General features: G+C 66.5%; 21 protein-coding genes. 15 read left to right on the top strand and 6 right to left on the bottom strand.

Annotated elements, in window-relative coordinates; all coding sequences use genetic code 11:
• Positions 1–161: 161 nt before the first annotated feature.
• A complete protein-coding gene (malQ, locus tag MTR66_RS04255; protein WP_243918209.1) occupies positions 162–2162 on the bottom strand; it encodes a 4-alpha-glucanotransferase in 2001 nt (666 codons plus the stop codon).
• A gap of 188 nt (positions 2163–2350) precedes the next feature.
• Between malQ and MTR66_RS04260 the strand changes: the two genes are divergently transcribed.
• From MTR66_RS04260 to MTR66_RS04285, 6 genes are all read left to right on the top strand, one after another.
• On the top strand, positions 2351–3229 hold the full coding sequence (locus MTR66_RS04260; protein ID WP_243918210.1) for an alpha/beta fold hydrolase: 879 nt from the start codon (positions 2351–2353) through the stop codon (positions 3227–3229).
• 14 nt (positions 3230–3243) lie between these two features.
• Entirely contained in the window at positions 3244–4071 is an 828-nt protein-coding gene (locus MTR66_RS04265; RefSeq protein ID WP_243918212.1) for a peptidyl-prolyl cis-trans isomerase, read from the top strand.
• Positions 4068–5078 carry a HupE/UreJ family protein gene (locus MTR66_RS04270; RefSeq protein ID WP_243918214.1) on the top strand — a complete coding sequence of 337 codons (1011 nt, stop codon included), beginning with the start codon at positions 4068–4070 and terminating at the stop codon, positions 5076–5078. Before MTR66_RS04265 ends, MTR66_RS04270 begins: the two co-directional genes overlap by 4 nt.
• Before the next feature lie 42 nt (positions 5079–5120).
• A complete protein-coding gene (locus tag MTR66_RS04275; RefSeq protein ID WP_243918216.1) occupies positions 5121–7070 on the top strand; it encodes a DUF3604 domain-containing protein in 1950 nt (649 codons plus the stop codon).
• A gap of 226 nt (positions 7071–7296) precedes the next feature.
• On the top strand, positions 7297–8115 hold the full coding sequence (locus tag MTR66_RS04280) for an arylamine N-acetyltransferase family protein (protein ID WP_243918218.1): 819 nt from the start codon (positions 7297–7299) through the stop codon (positions 8113–8115).
• Between the two features lie 128 nt (positions 8116–8243).
• Positions 8244–8456: a DUF4287 domain-containing protein gene (locus MTR66_RS04285; protein WP_243918219.1), complete on the top strand. Its 213-nt coding sequence runs from the start codon at positions 8244–8246 to the stop codon at positions 8454–8456.
• Positions 8457–8496: 40 nt separating this feature from the next.
• Here MTR66_RS04285 and moaB read toward each other — a convergent pair whose 3' ends face one another.
• Genes moaB through MTR66_RS04300 form a run of 3 tightly spaced genes read right to left on the bottom strand, consistent with a single transcriptional unit; the run spans position 8497 to position 11585 of the window.
• Positions 8497–9024, bottom strand: a complete 528-nt coding sequence (moaB, locus tag MTR66_RS04290) for a molybdenum cofactor biosynthesis protein B (protein ID WP_243918220.1) — start codon at positions 9022–9024, stop codon at positions 8497–8499.
• A complete protein-coding gene (locus MTR66_RS04295) occupies positions 9014–10795 on the bottom strand; it encodes a lytic transglycosylase domain-containing protein (protein ID WP_243918221.1) in 1782 nt (593 codons plus the stop codon). Before MTR66_RS04295 ends, moaB begins: the two co-directional genes overlap by 11 nt.
• 43 nt (positions 10796–10838) lie before the next feature.
• A complete protein-coding gene (locus MTR66_RS04300) occupies positions 10839–11585 on the bottom strand; it encodes a uracil-DNA glycosylase family protein (RefSeq protein WP_243918222.1) in 747 nt (248 codons plus the stop codon).
• Between the two features lie 99 nt (positions 11586–11684).
• Between MTR66_RS04300 and MTR66_RS04305 the strand changes: the two genes are divergently transcribed.
• The 3 genes from MTR66_RS04305 to MTR66_RS04315 all read left to right on the top strand — a co-directional run bounded on the left by MTR66_RS04305 (position 11685) and on the right by MTR66_RS04315 (position 15050).
• Positions 11685–13334: an electron transfer flavoprotein-ubiquinone oxidoreductase gene (locus tag MTR66_RS04305; RefSeq protein ID WP_243918223.1), complete on the top strand. Its 1650-nt coding sequence runs from the start codon at positions 11685–11687 to the stop codon at positions 13332–13334.
• A gap of 154 nt (positions 13335–13488) precedes the next feature.
• A complete protein-coding gene (locus MTR66_RS04310) occupies positions 13489–14304 on the top strand; it encodes a 4-(cytidine 5'-diphospho)-2-C-methyl-D-erythritol kinase (RefSeq protein ID WP_456094036.1) in 816 nt (271 codons plus the stop codon).
• A 20-nt stretch (positions 14305–14324) separates the two neighbouring features.
• Positions 14325–15050 carry an N-formylglutamate amidohydrolase gene (locus MTR66_RS04315; RefSeq protein ID WP_243918957.1) on the top strand — a complete coding sequence of 242 codons (726 nt, stop codon included), beginning with the start codon at positions 14325–14327 and terminating at the stop codon, positions 15048–15050.
• Between the two features lie 13 nt (positions 15051–15063).
• Here the strand turns inward: MTR66_RS04315 and MTR66_RS04320 are convergent, their stop codons facing one another.
• Complete coding sequence (locus MTR66_RS04320) at positions 15064–15960, bottom strand: hypothetical protein (protein ID WP_243918225.1); 897 nt, start codon at positions 15958–15960, stop codon at positions 15064–15066.
• A 92-nt stretch (positions 15961–16052) separates the two neighbouring features.
• Positions 16053–16484: a DUF3806 domain-containing protein gene (locus MTR66_RS04325; RefSeq protein WP_243918227.1), complete on the bottom strand. Its 432-nt coding sequence runs from the start codon at positions 16482–16484 to the stop codon at positions 16053–16055.
• Between the two features lie 319 nt (positions 16485–16803).
• On the opposite strand from MTR66_RS04325, the gene MTR66_RS04330 reads away from it, so the two are divergent.
• From MTR66_RS04330 to MTR66_RS04355, 6 genes are all read left to right on the top strand, one after another.
• Complete coding sequence (locus MTR66_RS04330; protein WP_243918228.1) at positions 16804–17547, top strand: calcium-binding protein; 744 nt, start codon at positions 16804–16806, stop codon at positions 17545–17547.
• A 151-nt stretch (positions 17548–17698) separates the two neighbouring features.
• Positions 17699–19555 (top strand): dihydroxy-acid dehydratase, encoded by a 1857-nt coding sequence (gene ilvD, locus MTR66_RS04335; protein WP_243918958.1) that lies wholly within the window; start codon positions 17699–17701, stop codon positions 19553–19555.
• A gap of 83 nt (positions 19556–19638) precedes the next feature.
• On the top strand, positions 19639–20019 hold the full coding sequence (locus MTR66_RS04340) for a hypothetical protein (RefSeq protein ID WP_243918231.1): 381 nt from the start codon (positions 19639–19641) through the stop codon (positions 20017–20019).
• Positions 20009–21421, top strand: a complete 1413-nt coding sequence (locus MTR66_RS04345) for an NAD(P)H-hydrate epimerase (RefSeq protein WP_243918233.1) — start codon at positions 20009–20011, stop codon at positions 21419–21421. The genes MTR66_RS04340 and MTR66_RS04345 overlap by 11 nt, the downstream gene beginning before the upstream one ends.
• A gap of 48 nt (positions 21422–21469) precedes the next feature.
• Positions 21470–22729, top strand: coding sequence for a class I SAM-dependent RNA methyltransferase (locus MTR66_RS04350; RefSeq protein WP_243918235.1), 1260 nt, complete (start codon positions 21470–21472; stop codon positions 22727–22729).
• On the top strand, positions 22726–23187 hold the full coding sequence (locus MTR66_RS04355; protein WP_243918237.1) for a GreA/GreB family elongation factor: 462 nt from the start codon (positions 22726–22728) through the stop codon (positions 23185–23187). Before MTR66_RS04350 ends, MTR66_RS04355 begins: the two co-directional genes overlap by 4 nt.
• The last annotated feature ends 1 nt before the right edge of the window (position 23188 follow it).

Here is a 23188-nt window from a genome sequence, read left to right on the forward strand (position 1 = left end):
GCGCAGCGTCCGACGGAGGGGCGGGTGTTACACACACTCTATGCGCGCAAGCCCCCTCCACCACCCTTCGGGCGGTCCCCCTCCCCCGATGGGGGAGGATCTGATGAAAATCGTCTGCAAAGCGGGGAGAGCTTCGCACACCAACCCTCGCGGGGGCAGGGCTACGCCTTGCGTGCCGTGTCCAGCGCCGCGATCCGGGCGGCGTTGGCCGGTTCGTCCAGCAATTCGCCAAGAGGGGCGGCCAGCCGCCTCCGCCAGTTGGGGTGCTCTGTCACCGTGCCGGGCAGGTTGGGTTGTTCGCGCCCGGCCAGCAGATCCTCCAGCGGGGCAATGGCCAGCGCGGAGGCCGAATGGCCGATGTGGCGCAGCGCGGCAGTGACGGCGGGTTCGGGGTGGTCCGGTTCAGGGCGCGGGATCGTATTGTGGGTGAGCGTCGCCCAAAGCAGGCCCCGGTCCCATTCGCGGCGTTCGGCTTCCTGTTCGGAGCTGGAGTCCGTGGGCAGGCGGCCCAGCTTTTCCGCCCATTCCAGATCGCGCCCGCTCCACCAGCCCGCGACTGTGGCGGTATCGTGGGTACCGGTCATGGCGAGGCTGTCTGGCGTGTAGTCCTGCCCGCCGATGAAGCCTTGGTCGGCGGCGCGCTCGAACCACAGCACGCGCATTCCCAGCATCTTCTTTTCAGCAATGGGTTCGGCAAAGCCCCAGGGCATGGTGCCCAGATCCTCGGCCACGATCAGCGCTTTTGCCCGGTGCGCTTCGAGCGCGGTGAGGCGGATCAGATCGAGGAAGGGATAGGCCAGGTAGGCGCCCGCGCTGGACTCTTCGCCTTCGGGCACGACCCACAGGCGCGAGAGGCCGAAGGCGTGGTCTATCCGCAGCCCGCCCGCCCGGCTGAGCGCGGCGCGGATCATGGTGATCCACGGCGCATAGCCGCTGCGTTTCAGCCCTTGCGGGGAAAAGCCGGTGAGCTGCCAGTTCTGCCCGTGCGGCCCCAGCGGATCGGGCGGGGCGCCGATGGTGAGGCCTTGCAGCATGGTATCGCGCATCTGCCAGCTATCGGCGCCGCCGATATGGACGCCCACCGCCAGATCCGCGAGCAGGCCGATGGCCATGCCATGCGCGCGCGCATCCGCCTGTACTTTGGCGAGGCTTTCGCGGGCGAGCCATTGGGTGAAGAGGTGGAACTCCACTTCCGGTGCGTTTTCCGCCGCAAAGGCAGCGGCGGCAGGGCCATTCGGATCGTGATAGGCTTCGGGCCACTGCCGCCAGCCGTCGGCGCCTTGGGGGCGGAAATGAACGTCGAGCGCGTCGAACAGCGCCTGCCGCTGCAGGCCTTCGCCGTGCGGGGCGTTGTCGCGGGCGATGCGGGCGCGGGTTTCGGCATCGAGGCTGTCGAACAGGGCGCGCAAGTCCGCGAGGCGGCGGGGCAGGGCGCTTTCCCAGTCGATCAGGCAGCCGGCCGGATCGTCGCCTTCGCGCGCGGGCAGCGGCGGCAGGCCGAGCAGTTCGGGCGCACCCATCGCGCTGTTGAGATAGAGACGGCTGGAGGGCGAATAGGGCGAGAAACCCTTGCCGTTGCCCGGAAACAGCGCGTGGACCGGGTTGATCGCCAGCACGTCCGCCCCGTGCGCGGCGAAGAGGCGCACGGCCTCGTCCAGTTCCCCGAAGCTGCCGAAGGGGCGGGCGGCGTCGGCGCGCAGCGCGGGGATCTGAACCGCCGGGCCCCAGAGCTTGCCGGGCGCGAAATCGTGCACCGTGGGGCAGCTCTTCGGCGCGACGGCCAGCGTGCAATCGTGCCCGGCGAGGGACAGGCGGTAGTACCCGGGCTCTTCAATGGGCGGCAGCGTCCAGCGATCGACTGGCAGTGCCACCGTGCGGCCGTCCTCTCCGGTCAGTTCGGCGCGGGCCAGGCTGGCGGGAAGCGGCGTGGGCTGGCCGACTTCGGTGACGATCATCGCCGGGGGCTGGCGGCGTTCGGCTTCCAGTTGGGCCAGACTCTGCGCGATCTGTGCGGCGCTGCCCGCCGGATAGCCCAGTGCGCCCGCGATGCTGGCCAGCGAGGTATCGGAAACGGTCTGCTGCGCGCCGTCCACGTCCCACCATGTGCGGGCAAGGCCAATCGCTTCGGCAAGCCTGTGCAACTGCTCCATCACTGCGGCCATATCTGCCTCCACCGTTCGCGCAGAGGTGGACCCGCAACGAAGCGAAGGCGCAAGTCTAGCGTGCGCGCCGCCTGGCGGCAATCGCGGGAGCGCCGGGGCGTTCCCCTCTGCCGGGCGTTCCAATCTAGGGACTTGCGCGGGCGCGGCGGGCAGGGGACCATGGCCGCACAAGAAACGGGGAGAGTGACGTGCCAAAGATCGCAATTGGCCTGACCGGCGGCGAAACCGGCATTGCCTACGAACTGATGGGCAAGGAGGGCGATCCGCCGGTCGTGCTGACGCCGGGCGGGCGCTTTACCATGGACGTGCCTGGCCTGCGCGAAATGGCCGAGGCCTTCGTGGCGGCGGGCAAGCGCGTGCTGATCTATGACCGGCCGAACTGCGGGCTGTCCGATGCCTGCCTGCTGGGCGAGAGCGAATCCGAAATGCAGGCCGAGGCGCTTACCGGCCTGATCCGCAAGCTTGATCTGGGGCCGGTGGTGATCGCGGGCGGGTCCGGCGGCAGCCGCGTCTCTCTGCTGGCGGCGGCGCGCGATCCGGAGATCTGCTCGCACCTGGCGATCTGGTGGATTTCCGGCGATCCCATCGGGCTGATGCAGCTTGCCACCTATTACTGCGGGGAAGCGGCTTCGCTGGCGAGCGCGGGCGGCATGGAAGCGGTCCTGAAAGCCACGAGCTGGGCGGAAAACTTCGCCAAGAGCGAGCAGGCGCGCGCATACATCCGGGGCTGCGATCCGGACAAGTTCATCGCGGTGATGCAGAAATGGGCAGCGGCCTATGTGCCTTCGCCGATCACGCCGGTGCCGGGCATGACCCCGCGCGACTTCGCCCGGCTGACGATGCCCGCGCTGGTCTTCCGCAGCGGCCGCAGCGACCTGTCGCACACCCGCGCCACGTCCGAATGGGTGCACCGGCTGGTGCCGCATTCGCTGATGCTCGATCCGCCGTGGGAGGATGACGAGTGGAACATGCGCTCCGCCCAGACCATGGCGGGGACCGAGGGGCACACGCTGTTCCGTTCCTGGCCGAAGCTGGTGCCGCAGATCCTGGCGTTCCTGGAAAGGTGATTGGCCGGGGCGTGATGATGCGGATTGCCCGTGAGCCGCTGACGCATTTCCTGATCGTGGGGCTGGTCTTCTGGCTCGCCGCGGCGCACTATCGCACGGTAACGGACGGCCACCGGATCGAGGTGACGCGCCAGACGGCCGAACGCCTCACCGCCGGATACCGCGCCGAATATGGCGCGGCGCCGTCGCCCGCGCGGCTGGAGCAACTGGTGGATCAGTACGTGACCGGCGAGATTCTCTATCGCGAAGGCATGGCGCGCGGCCTTGCCGAGCGCGACGAGATTGTCCGCCGCCGCGTGATTCAGAAAACCGCTTTTCTGGAAGATGGCACGGGGAACCCGCCCGCGCCCACACAGGCCGCGCTGGAGGCTTGGTATCGAGCCCATGCGGCGGACTATGCCGCGCCCGGCAGAGTGCGTTTCAGCCATGTCTTTTTCGCCATCACACCCGGAGACGAGGCGAAAGCCCGCGCCCGTGCGGCAGCGGTGCTGCGCCAGCTCGATCCCGCTACCGTCCGTGCGCCGGACGAGGGCGATCCATTCCCCGATCTTTATGATTTCACCGGCTTCGGCCCCGATGAGGCGCGCCGCCTCTTCGGCGATAGCGAAATGGCGACGGCCCTGTTCGCCGCGCCTGCCGGGCGCTGGTCGGGGCCGTTCCGCTCCGCCTATGGCTGGCATCTCGTGCGCGTCTCGGCTGCCGAACCGGGCCATGCCCAGCCCTTCGAGGCGGTGCGCGGCAGAGTGCTGGCCGACTGGACCGAAAATGCCCGCAACCAGGCCGGGAACCGCCGCATGGCCGCGCTGCGTGCCCGTTACACCGTAGTGAGGAGCGATCGATGAAGAAGCTGTTCGCCTTGCTGATGGCCCTGTGCGGCCTGCTGTCCCTCCCGGCCTTCGCGCATGAAGTGCGTCCGGCCTATGTCCGGATCGTGGAGACGGCGCCGGACCATTGGGACGTGACGTGGACGCAGCCGGTCATGGGCGAGCGGGCCGTCCGGCTGACGCCGCACTTGTCCAACGGCTGGCTGGCACGGACTCCATCGCATGAGGAACTGACCGCGACGCATTACCTGCGTGGCTGGAGCATCGATGCGCCAGCGTCCGAGCTGGACGGCGCGCGGCTTTCCGTCGATGGCCTGGCAGGCACGATCACCGACGTCATCGTCCATGTCCGCACGCGCGGCGGGAAGGGCGCGGACACGATCCTGCGGCCGGACAGGTCCAGCATGAACCTTTCCCTTTCGCAGCCCTCGCCGCCTGCCGTTCCGGCCTATTTCCGCCTGGGGGTGGGCCATATCCTGAGCGGGCTCGATCATCTGGCTTTCGTCGCCGGGCTGGTGCTGCTGGTGCGCAGCGGGCGGCGGTTGGTCGGCGCGGTGACGGCCTTCACCGTCGCCCATTCGCTAACGCTGGCGGCTGGCACGCTGGGCTGGGTGCAGGCGCCCACCGCGACCATCGAGGCATTGATCGCGTGGAGCGTGCTGTTCCTCGCCTTCGAACTGACACGGCGCGACGGCGGCGCGCAGGGGATCACCGCGCGGCTGCCGTGGATCGCGGCCTTTGCCTTTGGCCTGCTCCATGGCTTCGGCTTTGCCGGGGCGCTGGCCGAAACCGGGCTGCCGCACACCGAAATTCCGATGGCGCTGCTGCTGTTCAATCTGGGCGTCGAGGCGGGGCAGCTCCTGTTCGTAGGCGTATTGCTGGGCGCCGCATGGCTGTGGCGCCGTGCTGCCCGCGCGGACTGGCGCGGGATCGAGCCGCTGATGCTGCGCCGGATCGCCCCTTATGGTCTGGGGTGTTACGCTGGTTTTCTGTTCGTCGAGAGAACGGCCCGGGTCTTCGCCTGAGGCACGTCGAAGTGCGAACAAACAAACAGGGAGAGGAAGAGGATGATCCGCAGAAGGGGAGCCGCCATCGCGGCCTGGGCGGCGCTGGGCGCAGGCCTTGGCGCCTGTTCGCAAAGCACGCCGCCGGAAACGCCGCCGCTCGCCGTCGAGGCCGAACCGGCGGCGGCGCGCGCTCCTGCCGCGCCGGAAACGCGCCGGGCCTATTTCGGCGAGCTGCATTTGCACACAGGGTACTCCTTCGATGCCTATGCGCTGATGGGCAGCCGCGCCGATCCCGACGAGGCCTATCGTTTCGGCCGGGGCGATGCCGTGACTTATCTGGGCGATACGGTGCGCCGCTCGCGCCCGCTCGATTTCATGGCAGTGACCGACCACTCCGAATATCTCGGCAGCTTCATGCGGATCGACCGCGAGCCCGATGGTCCGCTGGCGCAGAGCAAGGGCGGCAAGCTGATGGCGGCCAACCCGCTCGCCGCCGCGCTGGGGCAGCTCGTTTCCGTGTTGAGCGCGGACAAGCCGACCAGCACGGCGATGGACGAAGCCATGGCCTCCGCCTGGCAATACGAGGTGAACACGGCGAACCGCTATAACCAGCCGGGCAAGTTCACCACCTTCGTCGCTTACGAATGGACAACGATGCTGGACGGCAAGTACAACCTGCATCGCAATGTGATCTTCGCGGACAAGGGGCCGGCCGCGCCCTTCACCGCGACCGACAGCCGCCGCCCGGAAGACCTCTGGGCTTTCCTCGATGCGCAGCGCGCCATCGGGATCGAGGGACTGGCGATCCCGCACAATTCCAACGCCAGCGGCGGGCTGATGTTCGATTGGAAAAAGAGCGACGGCCATCCGATCGACGAGGCCTATGCCCAGCAGCGCGCGCTCAACGAGCCGCTGGTGGAAGTCTATCAGCACAAGGGGCAGAGCGAGACGTCGCCGCTGCTTTCGCCCGAGGATAATTTCGCCAACTTCGAACGGTCGGAGGCGCTGCTCACCGGCGGCCCGAGCGCGGTCAACGGCAGCTTCACCCGGCAGGCGCTGGGGCGCGGGCTGGTGCTGGGCCAGAAGCTGGGCACCAATCCGTTCGCCTTCGGTTTTGTGGGTTCGAGCGATTTTCATAACGGCCTCTCGGACTCGGCGGAGAGTGCCTATGCGGGCAATGGTCTCAACAGCACCGATCCGCATGTGAACCTGCCCGATCCGGCCTTTGCCAAAGCCATCCTCTCGCAGAAGGTGAACCCGGCGGGAGAAGCGGCCCCGGCGGCGAACCTGCACCGGCCCAGCGATTCCGAGGCCCTGCGCCACACGCCCGCGCTGCTCAATTGGTCGAGTGCGGGGCTGACGGGCGTATGGGCGGAGGAAAACACCCGCCCCGCGATCTTCGCCGCGCTGCGCCGCCGGGAGACTTTCGCAACTTCCGGCACCGAGCTGCGCCTGCGCATGTTCGGCGGCTGGAACCTGCCTTCGGGCATGATGCAGCAGGCGGGCTGGGTGGCGCGTGCCTATCGCATGGGCGTGCCGATGGGGGCGGACCTGCCGCTCCACCGCGAAGGCAATCCCGCGCCCACGCTGCTGCTCGAAGCCGCGAAAGACCCGATGGGCGCCAATCTCGATCGCATTCAGGTGATCAAGATCTGGCTCGACGGCGATGGCTACAAGGAGAAGGTCTTCGATGTGGCCTGGTCTTCCGAGCGCCAGCGCGATCCGCGCACCGGCAAAGTGCCGCCCGTGAAGAACACGGTGGACCTCAAGACCGCGAAATATGCCAATTCGGCAGGCGCCACCGTGCTGCGCGTGCAGTGGAGCGATCCCGAATTCGATCCGGCGGTTCCGGCTGTCTACTATGCCCGCGCGCTGGAAATCCCGACACCGCGCTGGCCCACCCTGCTGGCCGTGGCGCGCGGGCTGCCGCTGCCGGAAGGCGTGCCGCCCACCTTGCAGGAACGCGGGATCAGTTCCCCAATCTGGTACACGCCGGGGAAGGGGAGCTGAGCTTTCTCACAGCTTGTCCGCAGGTTATGCACAGACTTGCCCACGGGGGGACAAGTTGCCTTTCTGTTACCCTTCCAAGTCCGCTCACCCTGAGCTTGTCGAAGGGTGTTGGTTCCAGCGTCCTTCGACAAGCTCAGGACGAGCGGGCTTGGAGCATGATGAGCATTGTCTGCGCGAGTACCGTTCGTTTTGCTTTTCCTGCACGCCGTTTTAGGGGAGGCGCATCATGGACCTTGACCGCTATCTCGCCCGCATCGGCCTCGATGCCCGTCCTGCACCCGATGCCGAGGGACTGGCCTTGCTGCAATCCGCGCACCGCCGGGCGATCGGGTTCGAAAATCTCGACATTCCGCTGGGACGGGGCATCCGCATCGACAGCGAAAGCGTGTTCGACAAGCTCGTGGTGCGCGGGCGCGGCGGGTACTGTTTCGAACAGAACCGGCTCTATGCCGACGCGCTGGCGGAACTGGGCTTCCAGACGCGGCCGCTCTTGGCGCGGGTGCGGCTGGGGCTGCCGGAAGGGGTGACGCCGCCGCGCACGCATATGCTGCTGCTGGCCGATCTGGGGGGCGTGCCGTGGATTGCAGACGCAGGCTTTGGCGGCAGTTTCGTTCCGCCCCTGACGCTGGAAGACGGCGTGCAAGTGGCTACGCGGGACGGCGCGCGGCACCGTTTACGCAAGACGGGCACTCCCGGCTCGCTCGGCGGCGAATGGCGGCTCGAACGCGCGGCGCCCGGCGCACAAGGCGTCTGGCAGGCGCAATATACATTTGACCTCTCCGAAGTGGCGGCGGACGATCTGGAACAGGGCAACCATTGGACCTCGACCCGTCCGGACACGCGCTTCACCACGCGGCATGTCGCCAGCATCGCCTTGCCGGACGGCTTCGCCGGGATGAGCGACCGGCAACTGACAGTGTCTCAAGGCGCCGCCAGCGAAACGCGCACGATTGCCGATGCGGCGGACTATGCGCGGACGCTGCGCGAGGTGTTCCGGATTGCGTTGAGTGAGGAAGACGCGGCAGGGTTGGCGTTGTTTGCCTGAGCGCAGGCCAGGGAGCATTGCAAACCCGGCCGTAGTTCATTCGTGAGCCGGCTCGATCTTCAGGTTGTGTTTGCCCTGTTTCGCTGGAATTGTGCCTTGGGGGATCAAGGATCGAGGAACTTCGCTCGATGACGGATGATGCAGTAAAGGGCCCCGCTTCGTACTTTCCTTCGATTGAGAAGAAATACGGGCGGCCTATCGAGGAATGGAAAGACTTGGTGCGCAAGCGGCTTCCGGCAAAGCACATGGAACTGGTGGCGATGCTGAAAACCGAGCATGGATTGGGGCACGGCCACGCAAACGCGTTGGTTGCGCACACGTTGGTCGAAGAAAAGGATTAGGGGCCGAAGAAGAGGAATAAGGTCTGGGCGATAAGCCCGCTCAAACCTCCCGCAAACGCGGCATCAATTCCACGAAATTGCAGGGCCGGTTGCGGTTGTCGAGCTGTTCGGCGAGGATGCCGTCCCAGCCGTCCTTCACCGCGCCGTTGGAGCCGGGCAGGGCGAAGATGTACGTCCCGCGCGATACCACTGCCATGGCGCGGCTCTGCACGGTCGAGGTGCCGATGGACTTGTAGGAGAGCCAGCGGAACAGCTCGCCGAAGCCCGGGATGTCCTTTTCCTTCACCCGGTCGAGCGCTTCGGGGGTGACGTCGCGGCCGGTGAGGCCGGTGCCGCCGGTGGAGACGATCGCATCGATGCCCTGATCGTCGATCCAGTTGTTGAGGCGGCTGGCGATGCGGGCGGCATCGTCCTTTTCGATCGCGCGCGCGGCCAGCTTGTGCCCGGCATCCTTGATGCGCTGGGCGAGGATGTCGCCCGAAGTGTCATCCTCGGGGCCTCGGGTGTCGGATACGGTCAGGAGCGCGATGTTGATGGGCTTGAAGGTCCGGTCCGTGTCAATGGCCACGCAATATCGCTCCGTTTGCAGCCATGCGCACGCCTTGCGATCCGGAGAGTCCGGGGAAGGTCGGCCACATGTCCTGTGCCAGTTCCATCCGGCTTTCCGAGGGGCCGCCGGCCTGACGCTCGTACATCCAGTAATTGCGCAGGACAATATTCACGTAGCCGCGGGTTTCCCAATAGGGCAGCGATTCCATCCAGAGCAGAGGATCGCCCTGGTCCTTCACTTCGGTGTTCCAGCGCGTGACGGGCACGGGGCCCGCGTTGTAGGCCGCCATGACTTTCAGCAGCAGCCCCTGCGTTCCGGAGGCGTGATCCAGCGCCAGCAGGTGCTGCTGGCCGAAGGCAAGGTTGACTTCGGGATTGTTGAGATCGCGCGACGAGCCCGAAACGCCAAGGTCCGCCGCATGGTCCTTCGCGGCGGCGGGCATGATCTGCATCAGCCCGCGCGCACCGGCGGGGCTGACGACGCTCGTCCGGAACAGCGATTCCTGCAGCGTATGCGCATAGACCAGCGCAGGATCGACTTTCCAGCCGCCCACCGGGGTCCATTTCGGCGTCGGGAAACGGGTGGCCGGTTCGGGCTTGCCGCCTTGCGGCGCGTTGTAGGCCATCCATAGCTGGGTGGAAGGCAGGCCAAGATCGCGGGCAAGGCGTGAGAGCGGCGCGTATTGCGAGGCCTCGCCGATGCGGGCCTGATGGCGCAGCACTTCGTCGGCCAGGCCGTCCTCGCCGATTTCGGAAAGTTCCACGGCGGTGCGGACATTGGGATTGGTGCGCAGGCGCTGCCAGTCGGTCTGGGTGAAATCGGCCTCGGAATGCTGCTCGGGCAGCTTCATGCCGAGCTGTTCGGCGGCGAGCATGCCGTAGAGCGTCTCGTCGCGGGATGCGGCAGAGCGCAGAACACCGGCGGCACGGTCCGGATGGCGGGAACGGACGAAGGCGCGGCTCTGCCAGTATTGCGCAGCGCTGGTCAGCTCGGCGTTGGTGGAGGTTCCCGCGCACTTCCCGAAAGCATCGGCGGCGCCGTCGTAATCGCCCAGGCGCCATGCGGCGAGCCCGGCGGTCCACCACGCCTCGCCCACCCAGGGGCCGCTGCCCATCGCGGCAAGCTGTGCCATCTGGTAAGCGGAGCTGTCCTGGTTCTCGATATAGAAGCTCCAGGCCACGCGCTGGCGCCATTCCGCGCGGGCGGCATTGCTGAGGCCCGCATCGATCCCGTCCAGCAGAACGCGCGCGCCTACCGGATCGTCATTCTTGATGCGGTCGAGAATACCGGCGGAAATAGACCCGGGCATGGTGCCGTCATCGATCGAGCGCGGGAGCACGCGGCGCGGCATTGAGGGCAGGCGGGCAAAGCTCTGCTCGGCAGGCAGGCTGGGCACAGTGCTGGCCCCGCGCTTGAGGGCAAGGCGGCTGATCTGGTCGGCGCCGGGAAGCTCCGTGCCTTGCGCGAGCCAGGCTTGCAGATCGGGCAAGTCTATCTTCGGCGAACCGGCGGCCAGATAATATTCGGCGCGTGCCTGCTGGTGCAGCGGACCGTCCGGCCGGTCTGCCAGCATCTTCTGCACGGCGTGCCAGTCCTTGGAATCGATCGCGTCGAAGATCTGCTTGTAGTAAGCGCGATCATCCTGGCTCAGCAGCGAGGGCACTGCGGTGTTGTCTGCCCGCGACCGGAAATAGTCTACCGCCGCGCTGTTGGCGTAGGCCGGTGCCGCCATCGCGGTGGCGGCGGCCGCCATGCCGAGCCCTGCGAAGAATCCTGCCCTGCGTCTCATCGTCTATTCCATCCCTGCATCGCGCGATTTTTCCGCCCGCGCGTCAGGCGGTCCATTCCAGCCAGGCTTTCCACAGGACCGGCTTTGCACGCGGCTGTCGCATCAGCGCGGGCAGGCCCCAGGCAGCCAGCATGGGTATCGATCGTTCTTCTTGGTTAAATTTTCTTAAAACGGCAGGCCGTTGCGGTGATTCGTGGCCGATGAGCGGCAAAATGCCGCCACCGAACACCAGCAGCCGTTCCGGAGCCGCCAAAGCCACATGGCGCGCGAGCACGTGCCCGATTCCGAATTGATTCAGCGCGTTCCAGTCCGGCGCAGGTGTATGGCGGGGCAGGGCGCTGGCGAGATAGACCTCTTCGCGCCGCATGCCGAAGGCGGAAAGGATCGCATCGAGCAGCTTGCCCTGCGGCCCGCTCAGCAGCGTTTCGCGGTCTTCCGCCTCCGGTTCCTCGACCACCACCATCAGCTTCGCGCCTGCCGCGCCCTGCGGCGCGACACGGCCCGCGGTGGCGCCGCCGTCGAGCAGCGGCTCGCTCATCCACCAGGGCGTGAAAGCCGCAAGCTCCGCCGGGATCGCGGCCGGATCGAGGCGCGGCGGGCCTGTGTCGGCAGGCTCCACCGGCTGGCGCCGTTCGGGCGGGCGGCGGGGGGCTGTGCCGTCTTCCTCTTCGGGCACGGCCAGCCACTCGCGCGGTTCGTCGAGGAAGTCGTGATCCACGCCCGCCTCGCGCCACCAGTCGAGCGCGCCTGTGATATCGGTCAGAAAATCGGGATTTGCCGCGTGATCCATCAGTGCGGGTCTTGACCTGCCGCGTGCAAGCAATCAAGGCACAACGGGCAATTAATCGGCCAGCTAAAGGGCCGGATGGACAGGTTTCGGGGGATACCCATGATTGAACGCGAAGAGATGCCTTATGACGTCGTCATCGTCGGCGGTGGCCCGGCGGGGCTGTCGGCGGCGATCCGGCTGAAGCAGGCGGACCCGGAACTCTCGGTCTGCGTGCTTGAAAAAGGCTCGGAAGTGGGCGCGCATATCCTTTCGGGCGCGACGATCGATCCCAAGGCGCTCGACGAGCTGCTGCCCACCTGGCGCGAGGACGGCTGCCCGCTGGCGGAAACCCCGGTGACGGACAACTGGCACTGGCACATGACCAGGAAGGGCAAGTTTTCGCTGCCCCACATCATCCAGCCGCCTTTCATGTCGAACCACGGCAATTACACCGGCTCGCTGGGCAACTTGTGCCGCTGGCTGGCCGAAAAGGCCGAGGAGCTGGAAGTCGAGATCTTCCCCGGCTTCCCGGCGGCCGAGATCCTCTATGACGATAACGGCGCCGTCATCGGCGTGCAGACCGGCGACATGGGACTCGACCGGGAAGGCAACCCCAAGGGCGATTTCCAGCCCGGCATGAACCTGCTGGGCAAGTACACCGTGTTCTGCGAAGGCGCGCGCGGCCACCTGACCAAGCGGCTGAAGGCCAAGTACAGCCTCGATGCCGAATGCGAACCGCAGATCTATGGCCTGGGCATCAAGGAGCTGTGGGACATCGATCCGGACAAGCATGTGCCGGGCCGCGTGATCCACACCCAGGGCTGGCCGATGAGCGAGAGCGACAGCTGGGGCGGCGGCTTCCTCTATCATCAGGCGAACAATCAGGTCGCGCTCGGTTTCGTGACCGCGCTCGATTACAAGAACCCTTACGTCTATCCGTTCGAGGAATTCCAGCGCTGGAAGCAGCACCCGGAAATCCGCGCGATTCTGGAAGGCGGCAAGCGCGTGGCCTATGGCGCGCGCGTGATCAACGAGGGCGGCTGGCAGTCGGTGCCGCAACTGGCGTTCCCCGGCGGCGTGCTGGCGGGCTGTTCGGCCGGTTTCGTCAACGTGCCGCGCATCAAGGGCACGCATACCGCGATGAAGAGCGGCATGCTCGCGGCAGAGGCGATTGCCGCTGCGATCAAGGCGGGCCGCGAGCAGGACGCGCTGAGCGAATACGATGCCGCCGTGCGCGAAAGCTGGATCGCCAAGGAACTGAAGCTCGTGCAGAATGCCGAGCCGATGGTCGCCAAGTGGGGCGGCGAGCTGGGCACGATCCTGGCGGGCGCGGACATGTGGCTGCGCACGCTGTTCGGCTTTGGCCTTGCCAAGCCGATGAAGCATCACACCGATGCCTCGGCCCTGCAGCGCGCCGATCTCTACAAGCCGATCGATTATCCCAAGCCCGACGGCACGATCAGTTTCGACCGTCTGACCAGCGTCTCCTACTCGTTCACCAACCACGAGGAAGAGCAGCCCTGCCATCTGCGGCTGAAAGACCCCTCGGTGCCGACCGAGATCAACCTGCCGGTCTATGCCGGGCCCGAGGCGCGGTACTGCCCGGCGGGGGTCTACGAATTCGTCGATCCGGACGGCACGGGCACGCGCCTGCAGATCAACGCGCAGAACTGCGTCCACTGCAAGACCTGCGACATCAAGGACCCGACCCAGAACATCGAATGGGTCACGCCTGAAGGCGGCGGCGGCCCCAACTATCCGAACATGTAATGCAAAACAGGTGGCAATCCTCCCCCGCCGGGGGAGGGGAACCGCCCGCGCAGCGGGTGGTGGAGGGGGCTTTTCGCGCGCCAAGGTCGCGTGATGCCGCGCCCCCTCCGTCAGCCCTTGCGGGCTGCCACCTCCCCCGGTGGGGGAGGATCGGGTGATGATACCGGAAACCGCTTACGCCAAGATCAACCTCGCGCTGCATATCCGCAAGCGGCGGGAGGATGGCTATCACGAGCTGGAAACGCTCTTTGCTTTCGTGGACGATGGCGACCGGATTTCTGCCGCGCCTGCCGCTGCGGACAGCCTGAATGTCCACGGCGAATTCGCGGGCCGGATCGACGATCCTTTCGATAATATCGTCGCCAAGGCGCTTTCGGCGCTGCCGCATGGCCAGGGCTGGGCGGTCACGCTGGACAAGCGTCTGCCGGTGGCGGCGGGGCTGGGCGGGGGCTCTGCCGATGCCGGGGCGGTGTTCCGCATGATCGAGCGGGCACACGGCCTGCCCGGGGACTGGCACGCCCGCGCCGCCGGGTTGGGCGCCGATGTGCCGGCCTGCGTTCTGTCGCGCCCTTGCGTCGGCACCGGCACCGGCACCGATCTGGCCGAAGTGGCGGAGAACGATCTTGCCGGGTGTCCGGTGCTGCTGGTGAACCCGCGCGAACCGGTGCCGACCGGGCCGGTGTTCAAGGCGTGGGACGGGATCGATCGCGGTCCGATGCCCACGGGCAGCCTGCGGCACATCGCGCTGGCCGGGCGCAACGATCTGGAAGCGCCTGCCGTTTCGATCTGCCCGGTGATTGCCGATGTACTGGCGGCCTTGCGCGGGACCGGGCCGTTTCTGGCGCGCATGTCCGGCTCGGGCGCGACGTGCTTCGCGCTCTATGACAGCGAGGCCGAATTGCAGACAGCGGCGGATAAAATCGCCGCCTCGAACCCCGGCTGGTGGCAAATGGCGGGAAAGCTGCGATAGTCGCTGTCATGCAGTCCCCCATGATTTCCGAAGCTTACCGTATCGTTGGCACCCCGCGTTTCGGCGGTATTCTCGTCGTAGCCGATCACGCCTCCAACCGTGTGCCGGAGGACATCGATCTCGGCATCGCGCGCGAGTTGATGGACGAGCATATCGCTATCGATATCGGCGTGGCGGGCATTGCCGAACACATGGCAGCGCGTGAAGGCACGGCGGCGCTGCTGGGGAACGTCAGCCGCTTGGTCTGCGATACCAACCGTACCGAACGCGACCCGGCGGCGATCCCCGAGGCGAGCGACGGCCGTGCCATCCCGGGCAACTGCGGCATCGATCGCGAGGCCCGGCTTGCGCGCTTTCACCGCCCGTTTCACGCGAGGCTGACGGACCTGCTCGAAAGCACCCCGCCCGCGCTGACGCTGATCCTCCACAGCTTCACGCCGTGCCTTGCCAGCACGCCCGGCGAAAAGCGCCCCTGGCACTGCGGCCTGCTCTACGATCGGGACGAGCGCGGCGCCCGCGCAGCCCAGCCTTTGCTGGAGGCTGAGGGGCTGATCGTCGGCGATCAGCTCCCCTATTCGGGCAAAGTCTACAACGCCGCGATTGAGCGCCACGTGGAAAGCGAAGGGCGGCCCTATCTCTATATCGAAGTGCGTCAGGACCTGATCGCCGATGCCGCCGGGCAGGCCGAATGGGCCGAACGCCTGACCCGTATCTGCAATGAAGTGGCGGTCGTGCTCGAAGGCTGACCTGGCAGGCTGTTCAGGCGTCCGGGCCGTTGTCCGGCGGCGTGCCGTCCTGGCGGCGGAACAGCGAGAACAGCGCGTCGCGGAACTTTTTTATCGTGACCAGCAGCGCGGCGGCGGCGGTGAATACGGCTGCAAGGAGTTTCATCCAGACCGGCGCATCGGTCAGGACATCGCGGGCCTTGTCGATGGGGCTGACGGCCACATCGAAAGCGAAAGCGCGCGGGGTGCTCTCGATTTCGTGGAAGTACCCCTTGCGGTCCTTGACTTGCACGGCAGTGCTCAAGGTCATCGTGTGATAGCCGCCGCGCTTGGCGGTGATATCCCATTTCCAGATCGAGGAAGGCCAGGGCGGGCCGAGTTTGACGCGCTGGATGCGGCCGGAGGCGGGCTTGATCTCGAAGCTTTCATCGCCTTGCAGGCTCGCTGCCACGTAGTCCCCCACCACTACGCTGAAAAACTCCGGCCGCCCGGCCATCCGGGCCGCGATTTCGGCAGGATCGGGGGCAATGTACTCCTCTGCCGCCGTTTCGGCGGGCTGCGGCGGGACTGCGCCATCTGCAGCACCATTTCCGGCTTCCCCATCGGTTCGGGCCGGCGTGGAGGCCGCGTTCGGGCGTCCTTTCGGGGGCGTGGCGGCCACGGCCAGCCATACTGTGAAGGTTTCTCCACGCTTGAGCGGGAAGGGGGCATTGAATGCGGCCTTTCCGGGCATTTGCCGGCTGGCTTGCTTCTCGAAATCGCTGCAATCGGCGGGAGACACGTAGTCCGCGATGACTTCGCAGAATTTCGTATCGGTGTCTTCCCCATGGGAGGCCGCAGTTTCGCTTCCGCCCTGGCATGAGGCAAGCAGCATGACAGGTGCCAGAACAATTATCGGCCGCACTGCCTTGAAATACTCGAATGGAGTCATCCGGTCTCTTCCCAAAAAACCGCATGATCAGGGTTCCACGACAGGCAGACGCTGTCAATTATCCGTGTTGCGTGTCGAAATTCGGCTGAAATCTATTCGACGTCGCCTGAAAAGGCGATTTTGTTGAGTTTTTCGCGTGTCATTTCATACATCGTGTCGATGTCGATCCCTTCGCCTTCCTCGATGCGTTGCGAGATCATGGTGAGGGGAAAGCACAGGATGCTGGTGCCTGGCCAGTGCAGCGCGGGCTGGCGGCCGTATTCGTCATCGACCGTCACCCAGTCCAGCATCAGGTCCTGCGCCAGCGCGTCGCCCATGGCGATGCCCAGCGACTGCAGCTTCCAGGTGTCTTCGGGGCCGACCCAGCTCTGGGTCAGGTTGGCGCGGACCACGGCCAGCTTGCCTTCTATCGATGCGTAGGATTCGTCCGGATCGCGGGCGAAGTGGCCTTTGATCCAGCCTCTGGCGAGATCCAGCCATTCCTGCTCCTCCGGTTCGAGGGTGAGGGAATCGGGCGTCGGCATGGATCGAACGTATCAGATCGTGCGGCAGTGACCAAAACTGGCGCAAAGCCCGCGTGTGCATAGGGCGCGGGCAACACTGCTGCCGGTGCGCGGGGGAAGCCATTGGGTCCGTTTCGGTCGTTATACCGGATGAGCCGTTCCGGTCTGTTCCGGGTGCGGGAGTGGTCTTTCTCCGGGGGATATCCGCCTGTCCCTCTCCGCGGCCATGAAGCTCGTCTGCGCAAATTCCGCCAGATTGAACGAAACGGCCGCTTGTTTCCTTTTCCACGGCTCAACATGTTCGCAGCCATGATGGCTTGAAGCGTTCAGGGGAGCGGTAATGAGCAATTTCTTGGCGGGTTTCTGGGGAACAGCCGGTCACGGTTCGGGCTGGCTCAATCTGGCCTGGCATGGCCCGGAATGGGTCAAGCCAGGCTGGGGCAGTCTGAGCTGGCATGGAGGATGGCCGGAGCCCGGAGGGCACGATTGGGGCTGGCCGGGTTCGCAATGGCCCGGCTCCGGCTGGCATGACCACGGCGGGGCTGGCGGAGACTGCGGTTGCGGCGATTCCAGCGGAGAACCCGGGCAGGAGATAACCGGCGACGATGAAGCCAACGTCCTGCGGGGCGGCGGGGGAGATGATTTCATCGTTGCCAATGGCGGTGACGACACCGTCTATGCCGGGGATGGCGATGACTTCGTGCTGGCCAACGACGGCAACGACCGGATCTACGGCGGCTGCGGTAACGACACGCTGCTGGGCGGCGAGGATGCCGATGTCATTTCGGGCGATCAGGGAGACGATTTGATCGACGGCAACCGGGGAGAGGACATCCTGACCGGAGGCAGCGGCGCGGATACGTTCCAGTTCAACGTGGGGCCGGACTATCTGGGATTCGGCTCGGACATCGTGACCGATTTCGAGCTGGGCGAGGATCACATCGCGATCAAGAACGGCGATGAAAGCCTTGTCAGCTTCACCGATACGGGGGCGGACGTCACTGTCTATTACGATGATGTGCTGATCGCGCAATTGCAGGGCGTATCGGACATACCGCAGGATACCGGCCTGTTCTTCGCCTGATTGCAGCGGCAGAACTGATGCCGCCTGCGCATCTTTCGGAAACAAATTCGGCTTTCCGGGACATTTTGTGCTTCGGATAAACGCCTGTTTGGCGTAGGGGCGCGTGCAAGCGCCTTGTATTCCCGCGCGCAAGATGATCGGAGTTCCGCAGATGCCCGCCTACCGTTCCCGCACTTCCACTCACGGCCGCAACATGGCCGGTGCCCGTGGCCTGTGGCGCGCGACGGGCATGAAGGACAGCGACTTCGGCAAGCCGATCATTGCCGTGGTAAACTCCTTCACCCAGTTCGTGCCGGGCCACGTCCACCTCAAGGATCTTGGCCAGCTTGTCGCCGAAGAGATCGCGGCGGCGGGCGGCGTGGCCAAGGAATTCAACACCATCGCGGTCGATGACGGCATCGCCATGGGCCACGATGGCATGCTCTATTCGCTGCCCAGCCGCGATCTGATCGCCGATAGCGTGGAATACATGGTCAACGCGCACTGCGCCGATGCCATGGTCTGCATCTCCAACTGCGACAAGATCACGCCCGGCATGCTGATGGCGGCGCTGCGCATCAATATTCCGGTGGTTTTCGTCTCGGGCGGGCCGATGGAAGCGGGCAAGGTCGTGCTCAAGGGCAAGGAGCACGCGCTCGATCTGGTCGATGCCATGGTCGCCGCCGCCGACGAGAGCTATACCGACGAGGAAGTGAAGAGCATCGAACGCTCCGCCTGCCCGACCTGCGGTTCGTGCTCGGGCATGTTCACCGCCAACTCGATGAACTGCTTGACCGAGGCACTGGGCCTCTCGCTGCCGGGCAACGGCTCGATGCTGGCGACGCACGCCGACCGCGAGCGGCTGTTCCGCGAGGCGGGTCGTCTCGCCGTTGATCTGTGCCAGCGCTATTACGAGCAGGACGATAACAGCGTGCTGCCGCGCGCCATCGCGGGCAAGGCGGCGTTCGAGAATGCGATGAGCCTCGATATCGCCATGGGCGGCTCCACCAACACCGTGCTGCACCTGCTCGCCGCCGCCAACGAGGCGGGCGTGGACTTCACCATGACCGATATCGACCGGCTCAGCCGCCATGTCCCGTGCCTTTCCAAGGTCGCGCCGGCCAAGGCGGACGTGCACATGGAAGACGTCCACCGCGCAGGCGGCATCATGGCGATCCTGGGCGAACTGGACCGTGCGGGTCTGCTCCACACCGGCTTGCCGACCGTCCACAGCAAGACCATGGCCGATGCGCTCAACCGCTGGGATATCACCCGCACCAATGACGCCTCGGTACAGGAATTCTTCAAGGCCGCGCCGGGCGGCGTGCCGACGCAGACTGCCTTCAGCCAGTCGCGCCGCTGGGACGATCTCGATCTCGACCGCGAGAACGGCGTGATCCGTAACAAGGAACACGCTTTCAGTCAGGATGGCGGTCTTGCCGTGCTCTTCGGCAACATCGCACGCGATGGCTGTATCGTGAAGACGGCGGGCGTCGACGATTCCATCCTGAAATTCACCGGCACTGCGCGGGTCTATGAAAGCCAGGACGCGGCGGTCGCGGGTATTCTGGGCGGGCAGGTCCAGGCCAATGATGTCGTCGTGATCCGCTACGAAGGGCCGCGCGGCGGGCCGGGGATGCAGGAAATGCTCTATCCCACCAGCTACCTGAAATCGAAAGGGCTGGGCAAAGCCTGCGCGCTGCTGACCGACGGGCGCTTTTCGGGCGGCACGTCGGGCCTCTCGATCGGCCACGTTTCGCCCGAGGCGGCCGAAGGCGGCGAGATCGGTCTGGTTGAGAACGGCGATACGATCGCGATCGACATCCCCAACCGCACTATCAACTTGATGGTTTCCGACGAGGAACTGGCCGGACGCCGGGCCACACAGGAATCGCGCGGGCCGGAGGCCTGGTCTCCGGTGCACCCGCGCAAGCGCAAGGTGTCCGCCGCGCTGCAGGCCTATGCAGCGATGACCACCAGTGCCGCCAAGGGCGCGGTGCGCGACGTCACCCAGCTCAAGCGCGGGTGAGGGCGGTGCCTGGCTTCCGCCCTTCGACAGGCTCAGGACGAGCGGGATTGGGAAGGGCTGGGGTGTCGAACCCCCGTCCGCTCATGCTGAGCTTGTCGAAGCATGCTGGCGCAGCGCTGCCGCTCCTCCTTGCCGCTTGCTCCTCCAGCAGCGAGCCGCCGCCGGTCGCCGCAGGAGACGAGCACATTGCCTGCGCGGTGGGCGGTTCAGCCAAGCTGGCCGATGTCTGCGCGGTCGAACGCTCGGAAAAGAATGGCAAGCTCACGCTGATCGTTCACCATCCGGACGGCGCCTTTCGCCGTTTCGATGTCATGACCGATGGCAGCGGCCTTACCGTGGCCGATGGTGCCGAGCCGGCGCAGACAAAGCTGGTGGACGGCAAGCTGGACGTTACGGTAGGACCGGATCGTTACGTGTTCCCCGTCACGACGAAAGCGCCTGCCGTCCATGGAAATGCCGGATAGTGAATTTCCCCGTCTCAGCCAGATCCTCACTGTCGCGCAGATGCGCGAGGCCGAACAGGCGCTGATCGATGCGGGGTCGAGCGTCGATGCGCTGATGCAGATCGCCGGGCACGGCGCGGCGGACTGGGTCTGGCGCATGTCCGCGCACCGCAAGGTGACGGTGCTCTGCGGCCCCGGCAACAACGGCGGGGATGGCTACGTCATTGCCGAGGCGATCCGTGAGCGAGGCGGGCATGTCGAAGTGGTTGCCGCCACCGAACCGAAAACCGGCGCGGCGAAGAATGCGCGCGCGCTGTTTGGCGGAGAGGTGCTCGGCCCCGAAGCGGAGGCCCATGGCGACGTGCTGGTCGATTGCCTGTTCGGCAGCGGGCTTACCCGGCCGCTTTCGGACGAGCATCTGGCGCTGCTCACCCGGCTGGCCGCGCATCACCGCCACCGCATAGCCGTGGACTTGCCCAGCGGCGTCCAGTCTGACAGCGGCATGCTGCTTAACCGGGGGCTGCCGCAATACGATCTGACCGTTGCATTGGGCGCATGGAAATTCGCCCATTTCCTGATGCCGGCCACAGCCCTGATGGGCACATTGCGGCTGGTGCCGATTGGCGTGACGCCACTGGAGGGCGCCGCGCAGGTTCTGGACGCGCCGCATATCGCCGCGCCTGCCGCCGATGCCCACAAGTACCGGCGCGGGCTTCTGGCCGTTGTCGGCGGGCGGATGCCCGGTGCGGCGCTGCTGGCTTCGGTCGCCGCGCAAGGGGCGGGGGCAGGCTATGTGAAGCTCTTCACCGAGAGTCCTACGGGCGTGCCCACCGATATCGTCGTCGAGACCGGTGAGCTTTCCGCCGTGCTGACCGATGACCGCAACAGCGCAGTTCTGGCCGGTCCCGGCCTTGGCCGCGATGGCGAGGCGCGTGAACGGCTGGCCGTGGCGCTGGCCGATCCGGTGGCGGTGGTGGCTGATGCCGATGCGCTGGTGCTGCTGTCGCCCCGCGCACTGGCAGGCCGTACAGCGCCCACGATCGCCACCCCGCATGAAGGCGAACTGATCGCGCTGGAGCGCAGCTTCGAACTCGACGGTACCGGGACGCGGCCCGAACGGGCGCTGGCTCTGGCCAAGGCGAGCGGCATGGTGATCGTGGCCAAGGGACCGGACACGGTGATCGCGGCGCCCGATGGCCGGATCGTCTGCGCCCCGCGTGCCTCCTCGTGGCTATCCACTGCCGGGACGGGCGATGTGCTGGCGGGCGTGATCGCCAGCCGTGCCGCAGCGGGCGTGCCCGCGTTCGAGGCGGCTGGCGAGGGCGTATGGCTTCATGGCGAAGCCGCACGGCTGTGCGGTGCGGCTTTCACGGCAAGGGAACTCGCGGCGAAAGTGCCCGAGGCTCTGGCGGTCTGCCTCTGAGCGGGAAAGCTTGCAGGCCCGCTGCGTCCTGCTAGGCGCTGAGGGACCATGACCGACGAATCCGAAGAAATCCTGCGCATCGCTTCCAAGGGCGACGGCGTGACCGCATCGGGCCGCTTTGCCTGGGGCGCGGCGCCGGGCGACCTGTTGCACGGCGATGGCACCCTGGAATGGGGGCCGCACCATGTCGAACCGGCCTGCCGCCATTTCGGGCGCTGCGGCGGATGCCAGTTGCAGCAGCTTGACGAGGAGAGCCTGGCTGCTTTCGTCGAAGCGCGGGTGAGCAATGCCTCGGCCTCGCAGGAGCTGGGCGCCGAACAGATCGCGCCGCCGCATCTCTCGCCGCCGGGCGCGCGGCGTCGGGCCAGTCTGCGGGCGGAAAGCTCTGGCGGGCGCGTGGTGATCGGCTTTCGCGAGGCGAAGTCGCACCGGCTGGTGGAACTGGAGGAATGCCCCGTCCTCGCGTCCGAACTGGTGGCGCTGCTGGGCCCGCTGCGCAAGCTGCTGATCACCATGGGCAAGGCGGCGCCTGCAAAGAAGGGAAAGGGCAAGCCCGGCAAGCACCAGCAGCCGCGCATGGCCGCCGATATCGAAATGACGCTGGTGGAGCAGGGCGTCGATCTCGGCGTCAAGGGCCTCACCGCCGAAGGCCTCTCCGCCACCGAGGCGATGCTGGCCTTCGCGCAGGAACACGGGCTCGCGCGGCTCACCATGGATGGCGGCTACGGCTTCGAGACGGTGTGGGAGCCGGTGCCGGTCACGGTAAAGCTGGGCGCGGTCTCGGTGCCGTTCCCGCCCGGATCGTTCCTGCAGGCGACGCTGGACGGCGAGCAGGCGCTGGCGGGCGCCGCGCGCGAATGGCTGGAAGGCGTGCCCACCGTGGCGGACCTGTTTTCCGGGCTGGGCACGTTTGCCTTCGCCCTGGCCGGGCCGGAGACCAAAGTCCTCGCTGCCGAGGCCGCGCGCGATACGCATCTGGCCTGCAAGGCCGCGGCGGACCGGGCGCAATTGCCGGTCTTCGCCCAGCACCGCGACTTGTTCCGCAATCCGCTCCAGCCCGATGAACTGAGCAAGTTCGCCGCCGTCGTGCTCGATCCGCCCCGCGCCGGTGCGCGCGAGCAGGTGGAATGCATCGCGCAGTCTGACGTGGCGTGCGTGGTCTATATCTCGTGCAACCCCTCAAGCTGGTCGCGCGATGCGGCGCGGCTGGTGGAGGAGGGCTTCCGGCTGGTGGAGCTGCGCCCGGTGGGCCAGTTCCGCTGGTCCACCCATGTCGAACTCGCCAGCCTGTTCGTGAGGGACCAATGAGCGTCGCCTTCCGCCGCGAGGGCGACGACGAGCATCTGGAGCCCAAGTTCGAATTGCCGATCCCGCCCGGCCCGAACCTCGTGACCGCGCGCGGCAAGGCGCTGATCGATGCGAAAGTCGCCGAACTGACAGCGCGGGTGGCCGAACCGCTGGACGAAGGTGCGCTGACGGCGGCCAAGCGCGACTTGCGTTACTGGCAGACCCGGCAAGTCACTGCCGAAGTCCAGCCCGAGCCGGACGGCAGCGTGGTCGCCTTCGGAACCCGCGTCACGTTCCTGCTCAACGGCAAGGAACGCGTGCTGGGGCTGGTCGGCGATGACGAGGCCGATCCGGCGGCAGGGCTGGTTGCGTTCTCCGCGCCGCTTGCCCGTGCCCTGATGGGCGCGGAAGAGGGCGAATTGCTGGCGTTCAATGGGCGCGAGGATGCTATCGAGGTTGTGGCGGTGGAGGCGCTTTAGG

Origin of the sequence: Novosphingobium beihaiense (assembly GCF_022832375.1) — a bacterium.
GTDB lineage: Bacteria > Pseudomonadota > Alphaproteobacteria > Sphingomonadales > Sphingomonadaceae > Novosphingobium > Novosphingobium beihaiensis.